This is a genomic window from Candidatus Delongbacteria bacterium, assembly GCA_041675285.1.
Classification (GTDB): domain Bacteria; phylum CAIWAD01; class CAIWAD01; order CAIWAD01; family CAIWAD01; genus CAIWAD01.
Window position 1 is genome coordinate 43355 of record JBAYTZ010000001.1, and the last position, 20279, is coordinate 63633.

General features: G+C 71.0%; 11 protein-coding genes. 10 read left to right on the forward strand and 1 reads right to left on the reverse strand.

Going from position 1 to position 20279, the window contains the following annotated elements; all coding sequences use genetic code 11:
* Positions 1–30 precede the first annotated feature (30 nt).
* From WC326_00115 to WC326_00160, 10 genes are all read left to right on the forward strand, one after another.
* Positions 31–1233 carry a glycosyl hydrolase family 17 gene (locus tag WC326_00115; protein MFA7329453.1) on the forward strand — a complete coding sequence of 401 codons (1203 nt, stop codon included), beginning with the start codon at positions 31–33 and terminating at the stop codon, positions 1231–1233.
* Positions 1234–1297: 64 nt separating this feature from the next.
* Complete coding sequence (locus WC326_00120; GenBank protein ID MFA7329454.1) at positions 1298–2710, forward strand: FlgD immunoglobulin-like domain containing protein; 1413 nt, start codon at positions 1298–1300, stop codon at positions 2708–2710.
* A gap of 96 nt (positions 2711–2806) precedes the next feature.
* On the forward strand, positions 2807–6121 hold the full coding sequence (locus WC326_00125) for a hypothetical protein (GenBank protein MFA7329455.1): 3315 nt from the start codon (positions 2807–2809) through the stop codon (positions 6119–6121).
* 253 nt (positions 6122–6374) lie between these two features.
* Positions 6375–8243 (forward strand): hypothetical protein, encoded by a 1869-nt coding sequence (locus WC326_00130; protein ID MFA7329456.1) that lies wholly within the window; start codon positions 6375–6377, stop codon positions 8241–8243.
* Positions 8244–8363: 120 nt separating this feature from the next.
* The gene (locus WC326_00135) at positions 8364–10175 is read left to right on the forward strand and encodes a T9SS type A sorting domain-containing protein (protein ID MFA7329457.1); all 1812 of its coding nucleotides are present in this window, start codon (positions 8364–8366) and stop codon (positions 10173–10175) included.
* Positions 10157–12295 carry a glycoside hydrolase family 16 protein gene (locus tag WC326_00140; protein MFA7329458.1) on the forward strand — a complete coding sequence of 713 codons (2139 nt, stop codon included), beginning with the start codon at positions 10157–10159 and terminating at the stop codon, positions 12293–12295. The genes WC326_00135 and WC326_00140 overlap by 19 nt, the downstream gene beginning before the upstream one ends.
* 171 nt (positions 12296–12466) lie before the next feature.
* Positions 12467–14368: a hypothetical protein gene (locus tag WC326_00145; GenBank protein ID MFA7329459.1), complete on the forward strand. Its 1902-nt coding sequence runs from the start codon at positions 12467–12469 to the stop codon at positions 14366–14368.
* Positions 14369–14383: 15 nt separating this feature from the next.
* Entirely contained in the window at positions 14384–15658 is a 1275-nt protein-coding gene (locus WC326_00150; protein ID MFA7329460.1) for an ROK family transcriptional regulator, read from the forward strand.
* A complete protein-coding gene (locus WC326_00155; GenBank protein MFA7329461.1) occupies positions 15655–16488 on the forward strand; it encodes a glycoside hydrolase family 16 protein in 834 nt (277 codons plus the stop codon). The genes WC326_00150 and WC326_00155 overlap by 4 nt, the downstream gene beginning before the upstream one ends.
* A gap of 70 nt (positions 16489–16558) precedes the next feature.
* Positions 16559–18022 carry an MFS transporter gene (locus WC326_00160; protein ID MFA7329462.1) on the forward strand — a complete coding sequence of 488 codons (1464 nt, stop codon included), beginning with the start codon at positions 16559–16561 and terminating at the stop codon, positions 18020–18022.
* Positions 18023–18098: 76 nt separating this feature from the next.
* On the opposite strand, the gene WC326_00165 is transcribed toward WC326_00160, so the two are convergent.
* Complete coding sequence (locus WC326_00165) at positions 18099–20279, reverse strand: glycoside hydrolase family 3 N-terminal domain-containing protein (protein MFA7329463.1); 2181 nt, start codon at positions 20277–20279, stop codon at positions 18099–18101.

Below are 20279 nucleotides of genomic sequence, written 5' to 3' on the forward strand. Positions count from 1 at the left end.
GCCACGAACAAAGTCCCGAGGGAGGCCCCCGTGTCCGGATCCCCGCTCCAGCCTTGCCGGCCGACCGCATTCCAGCGGCGCCCTGCGCGCCTCGCGCGGCTGCTGGCGCAGGTCCTGGCGCTGGTCCTGATGGGCGGGCTGACCGTCGCGAGCGGACCCCGCGCCGCGCAGGCCGCGCCCGCCCCCGGCGCCCCGCTGCCGGCCATCGCCGCTTGGCTGGAGAGCGGAACGGACGGCCCGCGGGAAGAACCCTTCGTCATCCGCCCCTTCGAGCCGGTGCTGGAGGGTCGCTGGATCGGGCACGCCGTGGCCTACGGCTGGTACCGGCGCGGCCAGGCCCCGGGCGGCCCCAGTCCCCGTGAGGCCGAGCTGCTGGAGGATCTGCGGATCCTGGCCGGGCACTGGAACCTGCTGCGGGTCTACAATGCGGACGACGACACCCGGCGCGTGCTCGAGCTGATCCGCGCGCACGGGCTGCCGCTGCGCGTCCTGCTGGGCGTCTGGCTGGAGGGCGAGGACGGCCGGCCGGCCAGCGCCCGGGCCAACCGCGCCAACCTCCTGCGCGGCATCGAGCTGACCCGCGCCTTTCCCGAACTGGTGCTGGCGGTCAGCGTGGGCAACGAGACCCAGGTGGACTGGTCGGCGCACCGGCTGCCGCCGGAGCTGCTGATCCGCTACCTCCGCGTGCTGCGGGCCCAGGTGGCGGTGCCGGTGACCACGGCGGACGACTACAACTTCTGGAACAAGCCCGCCAGCCAGGTCGTGGCCGGGGAGCTGGACTTCCTGACCACCCACGCCCATCCGCTCTGGAACGGCCAGACCCCGGCGGGCAGCCTGGAGTGGCTGGACCGGACCCTGGCGACCGTGCGCGCGCTCCATCCCGGCCGGCCGCTGGTGCTGGGCGAGACGGGCTGGGCCACGGAGCACAACCCGGAGCGCCTGGGGCCCGGCGAGCAGGGCACGCTGATGCGCGGCGGGGCCAGCCTGGCCGCGCAGGGCGAATTCCTGCGCGGGCTTCACGACTGGGTCGAACGCACCCGCGTGCCCACGTTCTGGTTCGAGGCCTTCGACGAGCCCTGGAAGGGCGGCGGCGAACAGGCGGACCCCCGCGACGTGGAGAAGCACTGGGGCGTCTTCCACGAGGACCGCACGCCCAAACCCTCCTTCCGCGCCTACCTGCAGGCGGAGGCGGGGAGCGGGGCCGGGCCGGGCGCGGAAGCGCAGACAGACTGATCCGTCCTGCCGGCCCGCGGCGGCGCGGGGGCAGGCCACACGAACGAGAGAGGGAGGAAGGACGATGAAGAGGATGTTCCAACTGCTGGTCTGCGCCGCTCTGCTGGCGCTGCCCGCCCTGACCCTGGCGCAGAACGCGCCCGTCACCTTCGAGCCGGGGGGCGTCGGCGCCACCTGGACCTGGACGGTGTTCGAAAACGCCACCAACCCGCCGGTCCAGCTGGTCGCCAACCCGGCCGTGGGCGGCCTCAACCCGTCGGCCACCGTGGCCCGCTTCACGGCTCTCCAGGCCGGCCAGCCCTGGGCCGGCTGCGAGAGCCTGCACGGCTCCGACATCGGCACCTTCAGCCTCAGCGAGTCCAACTGCACGGTGCGGATTCTCGTCTACAAATCCGTCATCAGCAACGTGGGCATCAAGTTCGCCACGGCCTCGGGTGCGGCCGAAGTCGAGCTGCTGCAGGCCAACACCCTGATCAACCAGTGGGAGGAGCTGACCTTCGACTTCTCGCCGCGCATCGGCAATCCCCCCTCCACCAACATCGACCAGATCATCATTTTCCCCGACTACGACATGGGCGGCCGCGACGCGGACCGCGTGGTGTACTTCGACAACATCACCTTCTCGGAGCGCCTGATCCCGGCCGGCCCGGAGCAGCCCGCGCCCACGCCCCTCCACGCCGCCAGCGGCGTCATCTCGCTGTTCAGCAACGCCTACAGCAATGTCACCGTGAACACCTGGTCGGCGGCCTGGGACCAGGCGGAAGTCTCCAATGTCCAGATCCAGGGCAACGACGCGAAGCTCTACACCAACCTGACCTACGCCGGCATCGAGTTCACCGCGCCGACCATCGACGCCACGGAGATGACCCACTTCCACATGGACATCTGGACCCATGATCCCACCGCGGCCCCGGCGGAGTTCTCCATCAAGCTGGTGGACTTCGGCGCCAACGGCGTCTGGAACGGCGGCGGGGACGACGTGGAGCACGAACTGACCTTCACGGCCGCCAGCACGCCGGCGCTGGTAAGCGACGCCTGGGTGAGTTTCGACCTGCCGCTGGCGGACTTCACCGGCCTGGTGACCACCGGCCACCTGGCCCAGCTGGTGCTCACCAGCGACCCCAACAGCGTGTACGTGGACAACGTCTATTTCCACAATAACGACGTGGCCGTGGACGGTCCGGCCGTGCGGCCCGCCGCCCACGTGCTGCAGCCCAACGTGCCCAATCCCTTCAACCCCTCCTCCTCCCTGCGCTTCACGCTGGCCGCGGCCGGCCACGTCAACCTGGACGTGTACGATCTGCAGGGCCGGCGGATCCGCAGCCTGCTGGACGCCCCGCGTCCGGCCGGCGCGCAGCAGCTGGAGTGGGACGGCCGGGACGGGCGCGGCATGGCCGTGGCCTCCGGCGTCTACCTGAGCCGGTTGACGGTGGACGGAGTCCCCGTGGACAGCCGGCGCCTGCTCCTGATCAAGTAAGTCAGCCCCCCCCGGAACAGTCGGCAGCCGGCGGCCACGCGTCGCCGGCTGCCGTCCTTCGGACAGGACGGCAACCGCGAAGGGAAGGACGACGCCGTGGCCCCGGACCCCTCCACACCGTACGAGCTGAGCGCCTCCGGCACCGCCATCATCCACGGGTACAACGCCCGGAAGCCCTTCTCGAGCTTCTTCCCCGGCGTCGCGGGGGAGGACGGCATCCCGCTCTGGCTGTTCTACGTGAACCGCGGCCAGTGCGTCTGCAGCATGGGCGTCCAGGACAAGCAGCACCCGATCCTCGAGTACCTGCCGGCCACCTGGGCCTACCAGCTGGTCTCCACCCAGGGCTTCCGAACCTTTGTCCGCCTGCCGGAGGGGTTCCACGAACCCTTCCAACCACCAGCGGCCGGGACGGAGGCGGGCTGCCGCCAGCGCCTGCTCATCGAGCCCGGCGGGCTGAGCCTGGAGGAGGAGAATCCGGCGCTGGGCCTGGACTTCACGGTGGAGTACTTCCAGCTCCCCGGCGAGAGCTACGCCGGACTGGTGCGCGTGCTGCGCGTGCGCAACCGGCGCCCGGAGCCGGTGACGCTGGAGCTCCTCGACGGCTTGCCGCTGATCATTCCCTACGGCGTGGACAACGACAGCCTGAAGCACATGCGCCGGACCATCGAGGCCTTCGTGGTGGTGGACAACCTGGAGCGGGACGCGCCTTTCTTCCGGGCCAGCGTCGAACCGGCGGACCGCCCCGACGCCCGGCCCATCGAGCGCGGCAACTTCTATCTGGGCTTCGCGGACGGTCCGGACGGCCCGCGCCTGGTGCCGCCCGTGGTGGACCCGCGGCGGGTCTTCGGCACCCGCACGGACTACCTGGTGCCGGAGGGCTTCCTGGCCCGGGCCGGGCAGGAGCTGACCCGCGACCAGGTGACGGGCAACCGGCTGCCCTGCGCCATGGGCCACCTGCGGCCGACCCTGGCCGCCGGCGCGGACTGGAGCTACATCTCGCTCATCGGGCACAGCGCGTCCGTGGCGGCCCTGAACGCCCTGCTGCCGCGCGTCACGGCGCGCGGCTACGTGGAGCAGAAGGCCCGGGAGAACCTCGCCCTCATCGCCGGGCTGACCCGGCCCAGCTTCCTGTGCAGCCGCGAGCCCGCGCTGGACCACTACGCGCGCCAGAACTTCCTGGACAACACGCTGCGCGGCGGCTTTCCGCGGACCCTGACCGGGACGCGCTCTTCCACCACCCTGCACCTCTTTTCGCGCAAGCACGGCGACCTGGAGCGCGACTACAACGACTTCCAGCTGGCGCCGACGCGCTACGCCCAGGGCAACGGCAACTACCGCGACGTCAACCAGAACCGGCGCTGCGAGCTGTTCTTCAACCCCGCGCTGGGCGACGGCAACCTGCGGCAGTTCTATGACCTGATCCAGCTGGACGGCTACAATCCGCTGATCGTCAAGGGCCTGCGTTACGAGGTGACCGACGGCGCGGGCCTGGCGGAGGTGTTGGCCGCGCACCTGGGGCCGGAGCACGTGGAGCGCGCGCGCGCCTGCCTGGCGGGGCCCTTCAGCCCCGGCGAGCTCTTGGAGCGCCTGGACGGCCTGGGCTGCGCCCCGCGCGGCCGCAGCGACGCCTTCCTGGGCGACCTGCTGGGCCTCTGCGAGTCCCGCCCGGAGGCCGAACACGGCGAGGGCTTCTGGACCGACCACTGGACCTACGCGCTGGATCTGCTGGAGAACTTCCTGGCCGTCTTCCCGGAGCGGCGCCGGGCCATCCTGTTCGAGAGCCCGACCTTCAGTTGGTTCGACAACCCGCACCACGTCCTGCCGCGGGACGAGCGCTACGTGCTGCGGGACGGCCTGCCCCGCCAGCTGGACGCCGTGGCCCTGGACGAGGAGCACGCTGAGCGCATCCGGCGGCGCGGCCCCGCGCCGCAGCTCGCGCGCACGGCGCACGGCGCGGGGGCGATCTACCGCAGCACGCTGGCGGCCAAGCTGCTCTGCCTGCTGCTCAACCGGCTGGCCAGCCTGGACCCGGCGGGCGTGGGCGTCGAGCTGGAGGCCGGCAAGCCCGACTGGTACGACGCGCTCAACGGCCTGCCCGGCCTGCTGGGCTCCAGCCTCAACGAGACCCTGGAGCTCAAGCGCCACGCCCAGTTCCTGCTGGACGCCCTGGACGGGGAGCCGGCGGAGGGCGGGCTGCGGCTCTTCGACGAGTTGGCGGAGTTCCTGGCGGAGCTGGAGGGCCTGCTGGCCCGGCCGCTGCCGCCCTTCGAATTCTGGGACCGGGCCTCGGCGGCCAAGGAGCGCTACCGCGGGCGGACCCGGCACGGGGTGGCCGGGGGCGAGACGGCGCTGGGCCTCCCGCGCCTGCGGGCCTTTCTGCGCGCCGCCCTGGCCAAGCTGGACGCAGGCATCGCCCAGGCCTGGAGCGCGCAGGGGATCCCGCTCAGCTACTTCACCCACGAAGTCCTCGAACACGTTCCCGTGCCCGTGGACCCGGGCGCGGCGCCGGCCCGCAGCCCGCGCGGCCTGCCCACCTTCCGGGCGCTGGCTTTTCGCCAGCACGCCCTGCCGCTCTTCCTGGAGGGGCCGGTGCACTACCTGCGCTGCCGACCCGGCCGGGAGGCGGCCCAGGAACTGGCGACCCGCATCGAGGCCAGCGGCCTCTACGACCGCGCGCTGGGCATGTTCAAGGTCAACGAGTCCCTGGCCGGCCAACCCCTGGAGATCGGGCGGGCCCGCGTGTTCCAGCCGGGCTGGTTCGAGAACGAGTCGATCTGGCTGCACATGGAATACAAGTACCTGCTGGAGCTGCTGCGCAACGGGCTGTTCGCGGATTTCCAGCGCCACTTCCGCCGGGTGGCCGTGCCCTTCCTGGATCCGGCGACCTACGGCCGCAGCATCCTGGAGAACTCCTCCTTCCTGGTCAGCAGCGCGAACCCCGATCCCGGCCTGCACGGGACCGGCTTCGTCGCGCGCCTGAGCGGGGCCACGGCGGAGTTCATCCACATCCTGCTGCTGCTGACGGTGGGGCCGGCGCCCTTCCGCGTGGGCCCGGACGGCGAACTGGAGCTGTGGCTGGAGCCCGCGCTGGACGCCGATCTCTTCACCCTGGCCCCCTGCCGCTACGAGGGCGGGCTGGCGGAGGACGGAACGGATTGGGAGCTGCCCGCCCACAGCTTCAGCTTCCACTTCCTGGGCGAGATCCTGGTCACCTACCTCAACCCCGCCCTGGCCTCCACCTGGGGCGAAGGCGCGGTGGGGCCGGTGGCCTTCGAACTGCTGGACCGCGCGGGAATCGTCCAGCGCATCCCGGGCGGCGTGCTGCGCGGGGAGGTGGTCCGGCGGATCCGGGCGCGGGAGATCCGCCGCATCACGGTGCAACTGGGTCCGGCCGCTCCGGCAGGGGCCTGAGCGTCTCGTCGGACCCGGCGCGGCCCGCCTGCGCGGACCCGGCGCCCGGCCACTCGTTCTCCGGACAGCCATTTCGGGCTTGACTCTCGGGCGTGGCTACGCTATCTATCCGGCGCTACTTTGTTCGAGCCTCGAACAAAGTCGGCAAACGGGCCGCTTCAGACGGAACGGCCTCCCCCCGGGGACGGGGAATCAACGGCACTCAGGAATGGACAGACAGTCGGATCGGCTGAAAAAGGGGAAGGACGGACCCATGAATCGGAGCTTGCTCGCAATTGCCCTCGCGCTGGGCGCGCACACGGCGCTGGCCGTGAACGCCCCCGTGGCCCACCTGGAATGGACCGGCAGCGGCCTCACGCTGTCCTGGTCCGCCGTGCCGGGTACCGAGACCTACGCCATCTACTCCATGACCGTGCCCTACGGGAGCGGCGCCCTGCTGGAGCGGGTGCCCGCCGACCAGCTGGAGTACTTCCAAGTCGTGGGCGGCACGGGCTTCTACTACGTGGTCGCCGAGGACACCGTGCCCGATCCGGCCCCGCACCCGACGGCGCCGGCGGACTCGGTCATCTCGCTGTTCAGCAACGCCTACACCAACGTACCCGTGGACACCTGGTCCACCGGCTGGGACTCGGCCGACCTGCAGGACCTGCAGCTGGCCGGCAACGACACCAAGCTCTACACGAACCTGGTGTTCGCCGGCATCGAGTTCACCTCCCAGACCATCGACGCCACGGAGATGACCCGCTTCCACCTGGACATCTTCACGCCCGACGCCAGCGCGGCGCCGGCCTTCTTCCGCGTGAAGCTGGTGGACTTCGGCGCCAACGGCGTCTGGGGCGGCGGCGACGACGTGGAGCACGAACTGCTCTTCGACGACGCCTCCAACCCGCCCCTGCAGTCCAACACCTGGGTGAGTCTGGACCTGCCCCTGAGCAGCTTCGTCGGCTTGTCCAGCCGGGCCCACCTGGCCCAGCTGATCCTCAGCAGCAGCACCAGCCCGGCCGTCTCCACGGTCTACCTGGACAACGTCTACTTCTACGACGACGGTACGGTGGAGCCCACCGAGCCCGTGCCCACGGTGGCCGCCCCCACTCCCACGGTCCCGGCGGAGGACGTCATCTCCCTGTTCAGCGACGCCTACACCAACCACCCGGTGGGCAGCTGGTCCATGTTCTGGGACGTGGCCGACGTGACGGACACGCTCATCGCCGGCAACGCCACCAAGCACTACACGAACATGGTCTACGCCGGCATCGAGTTCGCCAGCCCAACGGTGGACGCCACGGACATGACGCGCTTCCACCTGGACCTCTGGGTGCCCGGCCCCACGGCCCCGCCCGCCCAGTTCGGCATCAAGCTGGTGGACTGGGGCGCCAACGGCGTCTGGGGCGGCGGCGACGACGTGGAGCACGAGGTGTGGATCAACAGCAGCTCCACGCCCCCGCTGCAGAGCGAATCCTGGCTGTCCTGCGACCTCGCGCTGAGCAGTTTCGGCGGACTTCTCACCCGCGGCCACCTGGCCCAGCTGATCATCGAGGGCCTGCCCGCCGTGTACGTGGACAACGTCTACTTCTGGGATGACGGCTCGGTCATCGAGCCCCCGGCGGAGCCCACGGAACCGGCGCCCACCCCCACCTACGAAGCCGCCAACGTCATCTCGCTCTTCAGCAACGCCTACATCAACGTGGCGGTGGACACCTGGTCCGCGGTCTGGGACGTCGCCAACGTGGCGGACCTGCAGATCCTCGGCAACGACACCAAGCTCTACTCGGGTCTGGTCTACGCGGGCATCGAGTTCACCAGCCAGACCATCGACGCCACGGGCATGACGCACTTCCGCCTGGACTACTGGACGCCGGATCCCACGGCGGCCCCGGCGGTCTTCCGCATCAAGCTGGTGGACTTCGGCGCCGACGGGTCGTACGCCGGCGGGGACGACGTGGAGCACGAACTGAGCTTCACCGCCACCAGCACGCCGGCCCTGCAGACGGCCAGCTGGGTGAGCTTCGACATTCCGCTCAGCGAGTTCACCAACCTGGTCACCCAGGGGCACGTGGCGCAGCTGATCATCTCCGGCAGCACGCCCACGGCCTACATCGACAACGTGTTGTTCCACCAGTAAGCCGCTGCTGGTGGGCCAGGCCACGACTGTGGCGCAGCAAACGGTTCAGCGGGGAACGGTCTCCGCTGGACCGTTTTGCTGCCGGCCCCCGGCGCGAACGCCGCAAGGAAAGGACGAGCTGTGAACCAGCCAAGGGTGATGCCTGGAGTCGGGCGGCTGCTGATCGCGGCGGCGGCCTGGCTTCTCTCCACGGGGACCTGTTCCGCGCAGCTGGGCGAGCTGCTCTGGGAAGACCAGTTCGACAGCCTGGACAATTGGATGACGGTCACGGGCAACGGCGCCTGGGGCTGGGGCAACGGCGAGCTGCAATTCTATCGCGGCGAGAACGTCCAGCTCGTGGAGCTGCCCGGCGAGCCGGGGAATCACGCCCTGCGCATCACGGCGCGGGCGGAGTCCGGCCCGGGCATCGTGGACCAGTGGGGCAACCCGCTGGCCTACACCTCGGGCAAGCTGACCACCGAGGCGCGCGTGGCGGTCCAGTACGGCATGATCGAGGCCCGCGTGCGCGTGCCCGACCTGGATCTGGGCGGCTGGCCCGCGCTCTGGCTGCTGGGCACGGCGAACTACGCCTGGCCGCGCTGCGGCGAGCTGGACCTGATGGAAATGGGCCACCGCCAGGCCTTCCGCGACCTGCACGACACCCACAACGGCGGCGACGGGTCCAACACGGCCGGCGTGAACGAGGCGGTGGCCGCCAATGCCCTGTTCTACTCGGAGGCGGCGGTCACCCCCGAGAATCCCTCCGGGGCCGCCAGCCTGGCCTGGGACCCGCAGGACGAGTTCTGCCGGCCCTACTACAACCTGCAGAACCCCTTGAGCGGGCGCTTCCTGGTCTACCGCCTCTACTGGGACGAGGCGAGTCTGCGCTACACGGTCATCGACGACGGCGTCGAGCGCGACCTCTTCGAAACCCCCTTCGCCATCGACGAGGAGTCGGATGAGCTGCGCGCCCCCTTCAACCTGATCGTCAACCTGGCCATCGGCGGTGCCCTGACCGACGCCTACCAACTGGGCAATCCGGGCGGCGGCCTGCCCGCGTCGCTGCCCCTGCCGGCCGAGTTGTTCGTGGACTACGTCCGGGTGTACCAGTGGAACGGACAGGGCGAGGTGCGGCTGGGTCCGCCCGCGGCCCAGGGCGGAACCTTCGGCGTCTACACCGACACCACGCCCACCGACGGCCACCTGGTGGTGGGGGAGACGGCCGAGATCTACGTCTGGGAGTCCACCCTGACCGAGGGCAGCCTCGAACCCTACGAGGGGGAGAACGGCCTGTCGTGGACCACGGCCGGCCTGGGCTGGTTCGGCGCGGGGATCATGGCCATCCAGCCGCTCAACCTGTTCGCCTTCGGCGACGGCGCGCTCTGCTTCCGGATCCGGATCCCGGCCCATGTCACTTTCAAGATCGGGATCATCGACTCCTGGGGGAACCAGTCCTACGTGGAGTTCCCCGCCCAGCAGACGCGCCACGGGCTGGTCCGTGACGGCCAGTGGGGCCAGGCCTGCATCCCGGTGGACCTGCTGCGCGGCGAGTTCATCGACCTGCGCCTGTTGAGCTACGCCTTCGTGATCCTGGAGGAGCAGGGCACGGCCTGCGAGTTCGCCCTGGACGACATCGTCTGGACGGGCGGCGAGACCAGCCTGGTGGACGAGCCGGAGAGCGGCGCGGCCCCGGGCCTTTACCTGCGGGGCAACCAGCCCAACCCCTTCAATCCGCGCACCACCATCCGCTACGAGTTGCCGCGGGCGGCCCGTGTCCAGCTCGAGATCTTCAGCCTGGACGGCGGTTGGGTGACCACTCTCGTGCAGGCGGAGCAGGGCCCGGGCAGCCACGCGGTGGACTGGCAGCCCGCGGGCCTCGCCTCGGGCGTCTATCTCTACCGGCTGCAAGTGGACGGCACAGCGGAGGTGGGAAAGTGCGTGCTGCTCAAGTGATCCGCCTGGGCCTGCTGGCCCAGGGACTGTTGGCGCTGGCCGGCCCCGCCCGGGGGCTGGTGGCGCCGCTGGCCCGGCTCGAGGCCGGCGCGGGCGGACAGGTGGTGCTCGACTGGTCGCCCGTGCCCGGGGCCGACCACTACCTGATCCACTCTCGCAGCGCGCCCGCCGGCCCGGCGCAATTGCTGGCCTCCGTCACGGCCGGTCCCTATCTGCACGCGGCGGGCGCCGGCCGGCTCTTCTTCACCGTGACCGCCGCGGGCGGCATCCCGGCCTGGCCCCTGGGACCCGCGCCCGTGTCGGCCCACCCGGCGGCGGACGTGATCAGCTTGTTCAGCGACGCCTACCCCGACGTGCCGGTGGACAGCTGGTCCGCCCCCTGGGACCAGGCGGACGTGCAGGAGGTGCAGCTCGCCGGGGACGCGACCCTGCTCTTCACCAACCTGACCTTCTCCGGCAGCGAGTTTGTCACCCACGCCATCGACGCCACGGGCCTGACGCATTTCCACTTCGACCTGTGGACGCCCGACCCCACCGCGCCGCCGGCGGCCTTCCGGGTCAAGCTGGTGGACTTCGGTGCCAACGGGCTCTACGGCGGTGGCGACGACTCCGAGTCCGAGCTGGCCCTGGACGCCGGCTCGAGCCCGCCGCTGGCCTCGGGCTGCTGGCTGGGCTACAGCCTGCCCCTGGCGCAGTTCGGCGGGCTGGCCTCCCGGGCCCACCTGGCCCAGCTGCTGTTCTCGGGGGATCCCGACTCGGTCTTCGTGGACAACCTCTACTTCCTGCGGGACGCCGGCTGGTCACCGCCCACGGAGCCGGAGGGCCCGGCCCCCCTGCCCACGCGGGACGCCAGCCGGGTGCTGTCGCTGTTCAGCGACGCCTACGCCGACCTGCAGGTGGACAGTTGGTCGGCGGCCTGGGATCAGGCCGAGGTGGAAGAGCGGCAGCTGGCCGGCGAGCCGGTCAAGCGCTACTCGGGGCTGGGCTATGCAGGCATCGAGTTCGTCAGCCAGCCCGTGGACGCGGGCTCCATGACCCACCTGCACCTGGACCTCTGGACGGCGGAGCCCACCGCGCCGCCCGCCGAGCTGCGGATCAAGCTGGTGGACTTCGGCGCCAACGGCGTCTGGGACGGCGGCGGCGACGACCGCGAGCACGAGCTGGCCTTCCACAGCCAGTCCACCCCGCCGCTGCAGCGCGGGAGCTGGTCGGGTCTGGACATTCCGCTGGCGGCCTTCACGGGCTTGACCACCCGCCGGCATCTGGCCCAGCTCATCCTCTCGGGCAGCCTGGACACCCTCTGGCTGGACAACCCCTACTTCTTCAACCACTGCGACCCCTGGACGCCGCCCGCCGCCGCGGCCAGCGCGTCCCTCTGCGCGGCCTCCGAGAGCCGGGAGCTGGAACTGGTCTGGCAGGACGAGTTCAACGGCCCGGCCGGCCAGCCGCCCGATCCCGCCAAGTGGGACTACGACGTCGGCACCGGCTGGGGCAACGCCCAGCTGGAGTACGACACGAACCGCCCCGCCAACGCGGCGCTGGACGGCGCCGGCTGTCTGAACCTGGTCGCCCGGCGCGAGGACTACCAAGGCAGCGCCTACACTTCGGCGCGCCTGGTGACCCGCGGCCGCTTCGAGCCCACCTGGGGCCGGGTGGAGGCGCGCCTGCGGCTGCCGGTGGGGCAGGGGATCTGGCCCGCCTTCTGGCTGCTGGGGGCGGACATCGGCCAGGTGTCCTGGCCCCAGTGCGGCGAGATCGACATCATGGAGTACCGCGGCCAGCAGCCGGACCTGAACCACGGCAGCGTCCACGGACCGGGCTACTCGGGGGGCGGCTGCTTCACCAACTCCTTCCAGCTGCCGGGCGCGGGCTTCCACCAGGACTTCCACGTCTTCCGCGTGGACTGGAGCGCCGAGTCCATCGAGTGGTTCGTGGACGACCAGTCCTACGGGATCGTCCGGCCGGCGGACCTGGCCGGACCCTGGGTGTTCGACCACCCCTTCTACCTGATCCTCAATCTGGCGGTGGGGGGCTCCTTCGTCGGCGCCCCCGACGAGTGCACGATCTTTCCCCAGACCCTGAGCGTGGACTGGGTGCGGGTCTCCCAGGAGCTTCGCTGAGCGCCCGCCGGCGCATGACGGCCGGAACCTGTCGCGCGGCCCGGTTTGCCTTGATTTGTTTGAGATGAAACGGCACTTTGTTCGTGGCACGAACAAAGTGTCCGCCCGCGAGCCGCGTCCCGGCCGGCGGTCCCCGCGGCTTCCCTTTCTTGCCCAAACAGGAGCATCATCATGCGGAATCAACCTGAGCGGAACCTGTCCCTGCTGGCGGCCCTGCTGCTGGTGCTGCTGTCGGGCACCAGCTGCGAGCGGGACAGCGACGACCCGGCCCCCCAGCCCTCCGACTCGGAGGTCTTCCTGGACGGCTTCGGTCCCGACGTCACCTTCTACGCCTTCGCCGACTCCAAGCTGGACGCGCTGGGCATCGAGTACAGCGACACCTACCAGGGCAGCCAGGCCCTCAGGGTCAGCGTGCCCGCCGAGGGCGACCCCAGCGGCTGGTTCGCCGGCGGGACCCTGGTGACCCAGACCGCCGGCCGCGACCTGAGCGCCTACAACGCCCTGACCCTCTGGGTCAAGTCCAGCCTGCCCGCCACGCTGGGCGTGCTGGGGCTGGGCAACGACAACACCGGCACCTCGCGCTTCACGACGGAGTGGGCGCAGGTCTCCGTGGGCACCGCCTGGCAGAAGCTGGTGATTCCCATTCCCCTGGCGGAGCGGCTCACCGACGAGAAGGGGCTGTTCCACTTCGCCGCCGGCCACATGGACGGCGCGGGCTACACCCTCTGGTTCGACGAGGTGCAGTTCGAGGACCTCGACACCATCACCGATCCGCGCCCGACGATCCCCACCCTGACGCTCCAGGCCGAGGCCGGCTCCTCCGTGGAGCTGCCCGGCGGCAGCGTCACCTTCGCCGTGGACGGCGTGGACCAGCTGCTGAGCTGCCTGCCCGGCTACTTCACCTTCAGCTCCTCCGATGAAGCCGTGGCCACGGTGGGCACGGACGGCAGCCTGCAGGTCGTAGGGGCCGGCACGGCCAGCATCACGGCCACGCTGGGCAGCGTGGCGGCGACGGGCGTCATCACCCTGCAGAGCTTCGCCGGCCCCGCCGACCCGGCCACTCCGCCCACCCTGCCCGGTGCCGAAGTGCTCAGCCTGTTCAGCAACGTCTACACGAACCACACCGTGGACAGCTGGTCGGCGGACTGGGACATGGCCGACCTGGCGGACGTGCAGATCGACGGCGACGACGTGAAGCTCTACACCAACGTGTCCTACGCGGGGATCGAGTTCGCCAGCGCGCCCGTGGACGCCTCCGCCTACACGCACCTGCACCTGGACGTCTATTCGCTGGAGCCCTCGCTGTTCAAGGTCAAGCTGGTGGACTTCGGCGCGGACGGCGCCTACGGGGGCGGCGACGACAGCGAGGCCGAGATCAGCCTGACCACCACCACAAATCCCGCCATGCAGGTGGGCGCCTGGAGTTCGCTGGACCTGCCCCTCGCCTATTTCTCCGGCCTGGACGGCACCAGCCACCTGACCCAGCTGATCCTCTCCGGCGCCAGCTCCACGCTCTACGTGGACAACCTCTACTTCTTCACGGGCGAGGCGCCCGGCGGCCCGCCCGTGCCTGCGCCCGCGCCGCTCCCGGCCGCAGCCGACGTGGTCGCCCTGTTCAGCGACGCCTACGACACGGTGCCCGTGGGCACCTGGTCCGCCGACTGGGACCTGGCGGACGTGATGGACGTAGAGGTGCAGGGCGACGCCGTCAAGCGCTACTCCAACCTGGTCTACGCTGGGATCGAGTTCACCGGACCCACCGTCGACGCCACGACGCTGACCCACTTCCACATGGACATCTGGACGCCCGACCCCACCAGCCTGCCGGCCACCTTCAAGATCAAGCTGGTGGACTTCGGCGCGGACGGGGCCTACCAGGGCGGCGACGACGTGGAGCACGAGCTGACCTTCGACGCCGCCAGCACCCCGGCGCTGGTGACCGGGAACTGGATCCGCTTCGACCTCCCGCTGGCCGACTTCACGGGCCTGACCAGCCGCGGACACCTGGCGCAACTGATTCTCTCCGGCCAATTGGGCACCTTGTTCGTCGACAACGTGTTGTTCCACCGGTAGCGGAGAGGGGAGCGGATGGGTTTGATCACCGACGACCGGTTCGGCATCACGCCGAGCGCGCCCAACGGCGGCAGTCCGGGCTCAGCCGCCTCCGCGGCGCGCCCGCTGGCGGCGCCGCTGCTCAAGCTGATCTGGGAGCAGCGGCGGATCTCGCGCGCGGACATCGCCCGGATGACCGGTCTCTCCCGCTCCACGGTGACGGAGGCGGTCAAGGACCTGCTGCGCACCGGGCTGGTCCACGAGACCGGCACCGGCGAGACCAGCGGCGGACGCCGCCCCATCATGCTCGAGTTCCAGGATGACGCCTGCGGCATCCTGGGCGTGGACATCGGCGCCACCCACGTGGGCGTGGCGCTCACCAACCTGCGCGGCCAGGTGGTGGAGTGGCGCATCCAGGGGCATCCCGTCCGCGAGGATCCCAAGGGCACGCGCGCGCTGGCCCTGCGCCTGTGCCGGGAGTGCCGCGCCGCCTGGGCGGACGGCCGCCAGCTGCTGGGCATCGGCGTGGGCATGCCCTGTCCCATCGATCCGCGCCAGCCCTTCCTGGTCTCCGAAGTGGTGATGCCGCGCTGGAAGGGCCGCAACGGACTGGAGGAGTTGCGCGACAAGCTGGGCCTGCCGCTCTTGGTGGACAACGACGCCAATCTGGGCGCCCTGGCCGAGCACTGGTGGGGGGCCGGGCGCGGCGTGGACGACTTCGCCTACATCAAGGTCGCCACGGGCATCGGCCTGGGGCACATCCTGGGCGGACAGATCTACCGCGGCTCCGCCGGCGTGGCCGGCGAGATCGGCCACCTGGCCATCGACCCGCACGGCCGCCCCTGCGTCTGCGGTCTCAAGGGCTGCCTGGCCACCTACGCAGGCACCGCCGCCCTGCTGGACGAAGCCGTTCGGCTGCTGCCCGAGTATCCGGCGAGTGCGCTGCACGGCGGCACGCCGGACCTGGCCCGCATCGCGGACGCGGCCGTGGCGGGCGATCCCCTCGCCCGGCGCGTGGTGCGCGAGGCGGCCGAGTACCTGGGGATTACCGTCGCCGGGCTGCTGAACCTCAACAATCCCAGCGTGGTGGTGCTGGGCGGCGGCCTGACGCGGGTGGAGGAGGTGCTGCTGGAGCCCCTACGCGAGACCGTGCGGCGCCGCACGCTCGTGAGTTCGATCTCCGCCACGCGGATCATCACCAGCCAGCTGGGACCGCGTGCCGTGGCCATCGGCGCCTCCACGCTGATGCTGGACGCCGTCTTCGCCGACCCGACCCTGTTCCACAAGTGGCCGGCCGGGAGGAGCGCATGACCATCACCCGACGCCGGCGATCCGGCCCGCGCCCGGCCCTGGGCGCGCTGGCGCTGCTGGCCACGCTGGCGGGCTGCTCGCGCGAGCACGACCCACCCGCCGTCCTGGACTACCAGCTGGTCTGGCAGGACGAGTTCGAAGGCCCGGTGGGCGAGGCCCCCGACCCGGCCCGCTGGGTCCACGACGTGGGCACCAACTGGGGCAACTCCCAGCTGGAGTACGACACGGAGCGCGTGGAGAACGCCGCCCTGGACGGCGCGGGCCACCTGGCCATCACGGCCCGCCGGGAGAGCTGGCTGGGATCGGACTACACCTCGGCGCGGCTGACCACCCGCGGGCTCTTCGAACCCCGCTACGGACGTTTCGAGGCGCGGCTGCGCCTGCCCTCCGGGCGTGGTCTCTGGCCCGCCTTCTGGCTGCTGGGAGCGAACATCGGCGAGGTGTCCTGGCCGCACTGCGGTGAGATCGACATCATGGAGGCCCGCGGCCAGCTGCCCTCCATCAACCACACCAGCCTGCACGGGCCGGGCTACTCCGGCGGCGGCGCGGTCACCTCCTCCCAGAACCTGTTCCCCCTGCGGCTGGACGAGGACTTCCACGTCTACGCGCTGGAGTGGGAACGCTCCACGGTGCGCTGGCTGCTGGACGACGTCGTCACCTTCGAGGTGGACGCCGGCGACCTGCCCGGCGACTGGGTGTTCGACCACCCCTTCTTTTTGATTCTCAACGTCGCCGTGGGCGGCACCTTCGTCGGGCCTCCCGACGCCGGCACGGTCTTTCCCCAGACCCTGCTGGTGGACTGGGTCCGCGTGTACCAGCAACTTCCCTAAGGCCCGGCGGACCGGGCGCCGCGTTCGCGGACGACACCCGGCGCACCGCCCCCAATCCGGCAGGTGACCCATGCAGGACGCCCCGCACACGCGCACCGCGCCCGAGGATCGCATCAGCGTCCCCCAGCGCCTGATCTACGGTCTGGGCGCCTTCGTCAACAACCTGCTGGCCGCCTCCATCGGTGGCATGATGATCGTGCTCAACCTGGGGCTGGGCATGAACCCGGCCCTGGTGGGCCTGCTGGGGGCGCTGCCGCGGCTCTGGGACGCCTTCACCGATCCGGTGATGGGCTACGTCTCGGATCACACGAAGTCCCGCTGGGGCCGCCGCCGGCCCTACATCTTCCTGGGCGCCGTCGCCACGGGCCTGATCTTCGTTTTGCTCTGGCAGCTGCCGCGTGAGCAGAGCGAGAGCTTCCAGTTCGTCTGGTTCCTGCTGGGCTCCCTGCTCTTCTACACGGGCTACACGATTTTCGCGACCCCCTGGGTGGCCCTGGGCTACGAGCTGACCCCGGACTACCACGAGCGCACGCGCCTGATGGGCACGCAGAACTTCGTCGGCCAGCTGGCCTACGTGGTCTCGCCCTGGTTCCTCTGGATCATGTCCAACAAGCGACTCTTCCAGGACCAGATCAGCGGCGCGGCGGGCCTCTCGGTCATCATCGCCGTGGTGGTGATCGGCGTCGGCATCCTGCCCGCCCTCTTCCTGCGGGAGCGGCTGAAGGACATCGCCCAAAGCGAATTGCAGCAGGGCCAGGCCCCGGGCTTCCGCGGCATCATGCTGGACTTCTTCCGCGGCTTCGGCATCACGCTGCGCTCCAACCCCTTCCGCCGGCTCTGCGTGGCCTCCTTCCTCGTGTTCAACGGCTTCATCCTCATCTCGGCCTTCTCGTCCTACGTGATCATCTACTACGTCTTCGGCGGCGACCAGGAGCTGGGCGCCAAGTACCTGGGCTACGCGGGCTCGCTGGGGGCCGTCTCCACCTTCGTGGTGATCGCCCTGGTGACCTGGCTGGCCACGCGCATCGGCAAGCGCAAAGCCTTCTTCGTGGCCACGGGCATCTCCATGCTGGGCTACGCGCTCAAGTGGCCGTGTTACAATCCGGACCTGCCCTGGCTGATCCTGCTCCCCGCGCCCCTGATGGCCTTCGGCCTGGGCGGGCTCTTCACCCTGATGCCCTCGATGATCCCCGACGTGGTGGACGCCGACGAGCTGGAGACCCACCAGCGCCGCGAGGGCATGTACGGCTCCATCTTCTGGTGGGTGATCAAGCTCGGCATGGCGGCCGCGCTGGCGGGCGGCGGGTTCCTGCTCAACGCCACGGGCTTCGACGTGGCCCTCGGCGGGGCGCAGACGGCCCGGGCCATCACGCTCATGCGGCTTTTCGACGCGCTGATTCCGACCCTCGCCTCGGGCGTGGCCATCTGGCTGATCATCGGCTACCCGATCACGGAGGAGAAGGCCCGCCAGGTGCGCGCGGAGCTGGAGCGGCGGCGGGGCAAGGCGGGCGTGCCGGCGGGGACCGCGGCCTGAGCGTGCGGCCGGCCCGAACAGGCCGGATGGTGTGTCACGCAAACTGGGATGGTGCGGTCGGGCGGCCCGCGCCGGCTCAGGCGAGCTCGAACTCCGCCTCCAGGCCGCCCACGGAGCTACCGCCCACCCAGAGTCGGAAGGCGCCGGGCTCCAGCACCCAGTTCAGCGAGCGGTCCACGAAGGCCAGCTCCCGGGCGGGCAGGACGAAGCGCACTGTGCGGCACTCCCCGGGCGCCAGGACCTCGCGCCGGAAGGCCTTCAACTCGCGCACGGGGCGGGTCACGCTTCCCACCAGATCCCGCACGTAGAGCTGCACGACCTCCGCGCCGGCCCGGCTTCCCGTGTTCCGCAACTCCAGCGTGATCCCCAGGGCGCCGTCGCGGGCCAACCGCGCCGTGTCCAGGCGCAGCCCGGAGTACTCGAAGCTCGTGTAGCTCAGACCGTGGCCGAAGGGGAAGAGCGGCGTGTAGCCCGCGTCCAGGTGGTGGGACGTGTTGCCCACGGAGTGCTGGGTGGCCCCCCGGGGAATCTGGTCGAGGGACAGGAAGGTGGCCGGGTCGGCGGGCCGGCCCGTGTTCTTCTGCGAGTAGTAGATGGGGATCTGGCCGCCCAGTCGTGGGAAGGTGGCGGGCAGGCGGCCTGAGGGCGATTCCAGGCCGAAGAGCAGGTCGCGCAGGGCCGGCCCCGCCAGCGAGCCCGGGTGCCAGGCGCAGAGGATGGCCCCGGGGTGGTCCACCACCTCCTGGAGGGCCAGCGGGCGGCCCGCCAGCAGCACCAGGACGGTGGGCGTGCCCGTGGCCGCCACCTGGCGCACCAGTTCCTCCTGGGCGCCGGGTAGCCGGATGTCCGCCCGGCAGTGGGCCTCGCCGCTCAGGATGGCCTCCTCGCCCAGGAAGAGCAGCGCCACGTCGGCCCGCCGCGCGGCGCGCACGGCCTCGGCCATCCCCGCCCCGCCGCGCTCGCGGCTGGTCTCCAGGCCGCGCGCGTAGTGGACGGTGAAGGACTCCGACTCCCACTGGCGCAGGGCCTGCAGCGGCGTCACGGAGCGCGCCGGATCGCCGTCGAAGACCCAGGTGCCCAGTTGTTCGGCGGGCTCGTCGGCCAGCGGGCCGATCACGGCCAGCCGGCGCACGGCCCCGCGGTGGAGCGGCAGCGTTCCATTGTCGTTCTTGAGCAGCACCGTGCCCTGCACGGCCGCCCGGTAGGCGCAGTCCAGCGCAGCCGGGTCGCTGGCGACGGCAGCCGGTACGGCGTCCCGGCCGTCCAGCAGGCCCAGCCGCAGTTTCACGCCCAGGACGGCGGCCACCATCTCGTCCAGGCGCTCCAAACTCAGCTCACCGGCCTCCAACAGCGCGGCCCCGTGCTCGCGGAGAGTCGTGCTCGCCATCTCCATGTCCAGGCCGGCACCGGCCGCCGCCCGGGCCGCCCCGCGCCCGTCGGCCACCAGACCGTGGACGACGAGCTGGCCGACGGATTCCCAATCGCTCACCACGAAGCCCTCGAAACCCCACTCCCGGCGCAGCACCTGGCGCAGCAGGAATTCGTTGGCGCTGGCGGGCACGCCGTTGAGGTCGCTGAAGGAGGCCATCAGCGTGGCCACGCCCGCCTGGAGGGCCTGCTGGAAGGGCGGGAAGTGCGTGGCGCGCAGCTCGATCTCGGGAATGGAGCAGCTGTTGTAGTCCCGCCCGCTTTCGCTGGCGCCGTAGCCGGCGAAGTGCTTGGCGCAGGCCGCCAGCCGCTCCGGCGCGGCCAGGTCCGCGCCCTGGAAGCCGCGCACCATCGCCGCCCCCAGCGTGCCGGCCAGCAGGGGATCCTCGCCCAGGGTCTCGGCCACGCGCCCCCAGCGGGGATCGCGGCCGATGTCGACCATCGGGGCGAAGGTCCAGTTGACGCCGACGGCCGCCGCTTCGGCGGCGGAGTGACGCGCGCATTCCTCCACCAGCTCCGGATTCCAGCTGGCCGCCTGGCCCAGCGGGATGGGGAAGATCGTGCGGAAGCCGTGGATCACGTCGCGGCCCACCAGCAGCGGCAGGCCCAGCCGGCTCTCCTCCCGCGCGATGCGCTGCAGCTCGCGCACCGTGTCCGGATCCACCTCGTTGAGCACGGCCCCCACGCGGCCGTCCCGGATGTCCCGGCGCAGCTCCTCGGGCACGCGGCCCTCGCCGCCGTTGACCAGCGTCAGCTGGCCCAGCTTCTCGGCCAGGCTCATCGTGGCCAGCAGCGCCCGGATCCGCTCAGCCGGCGGGTGGATGTCCAT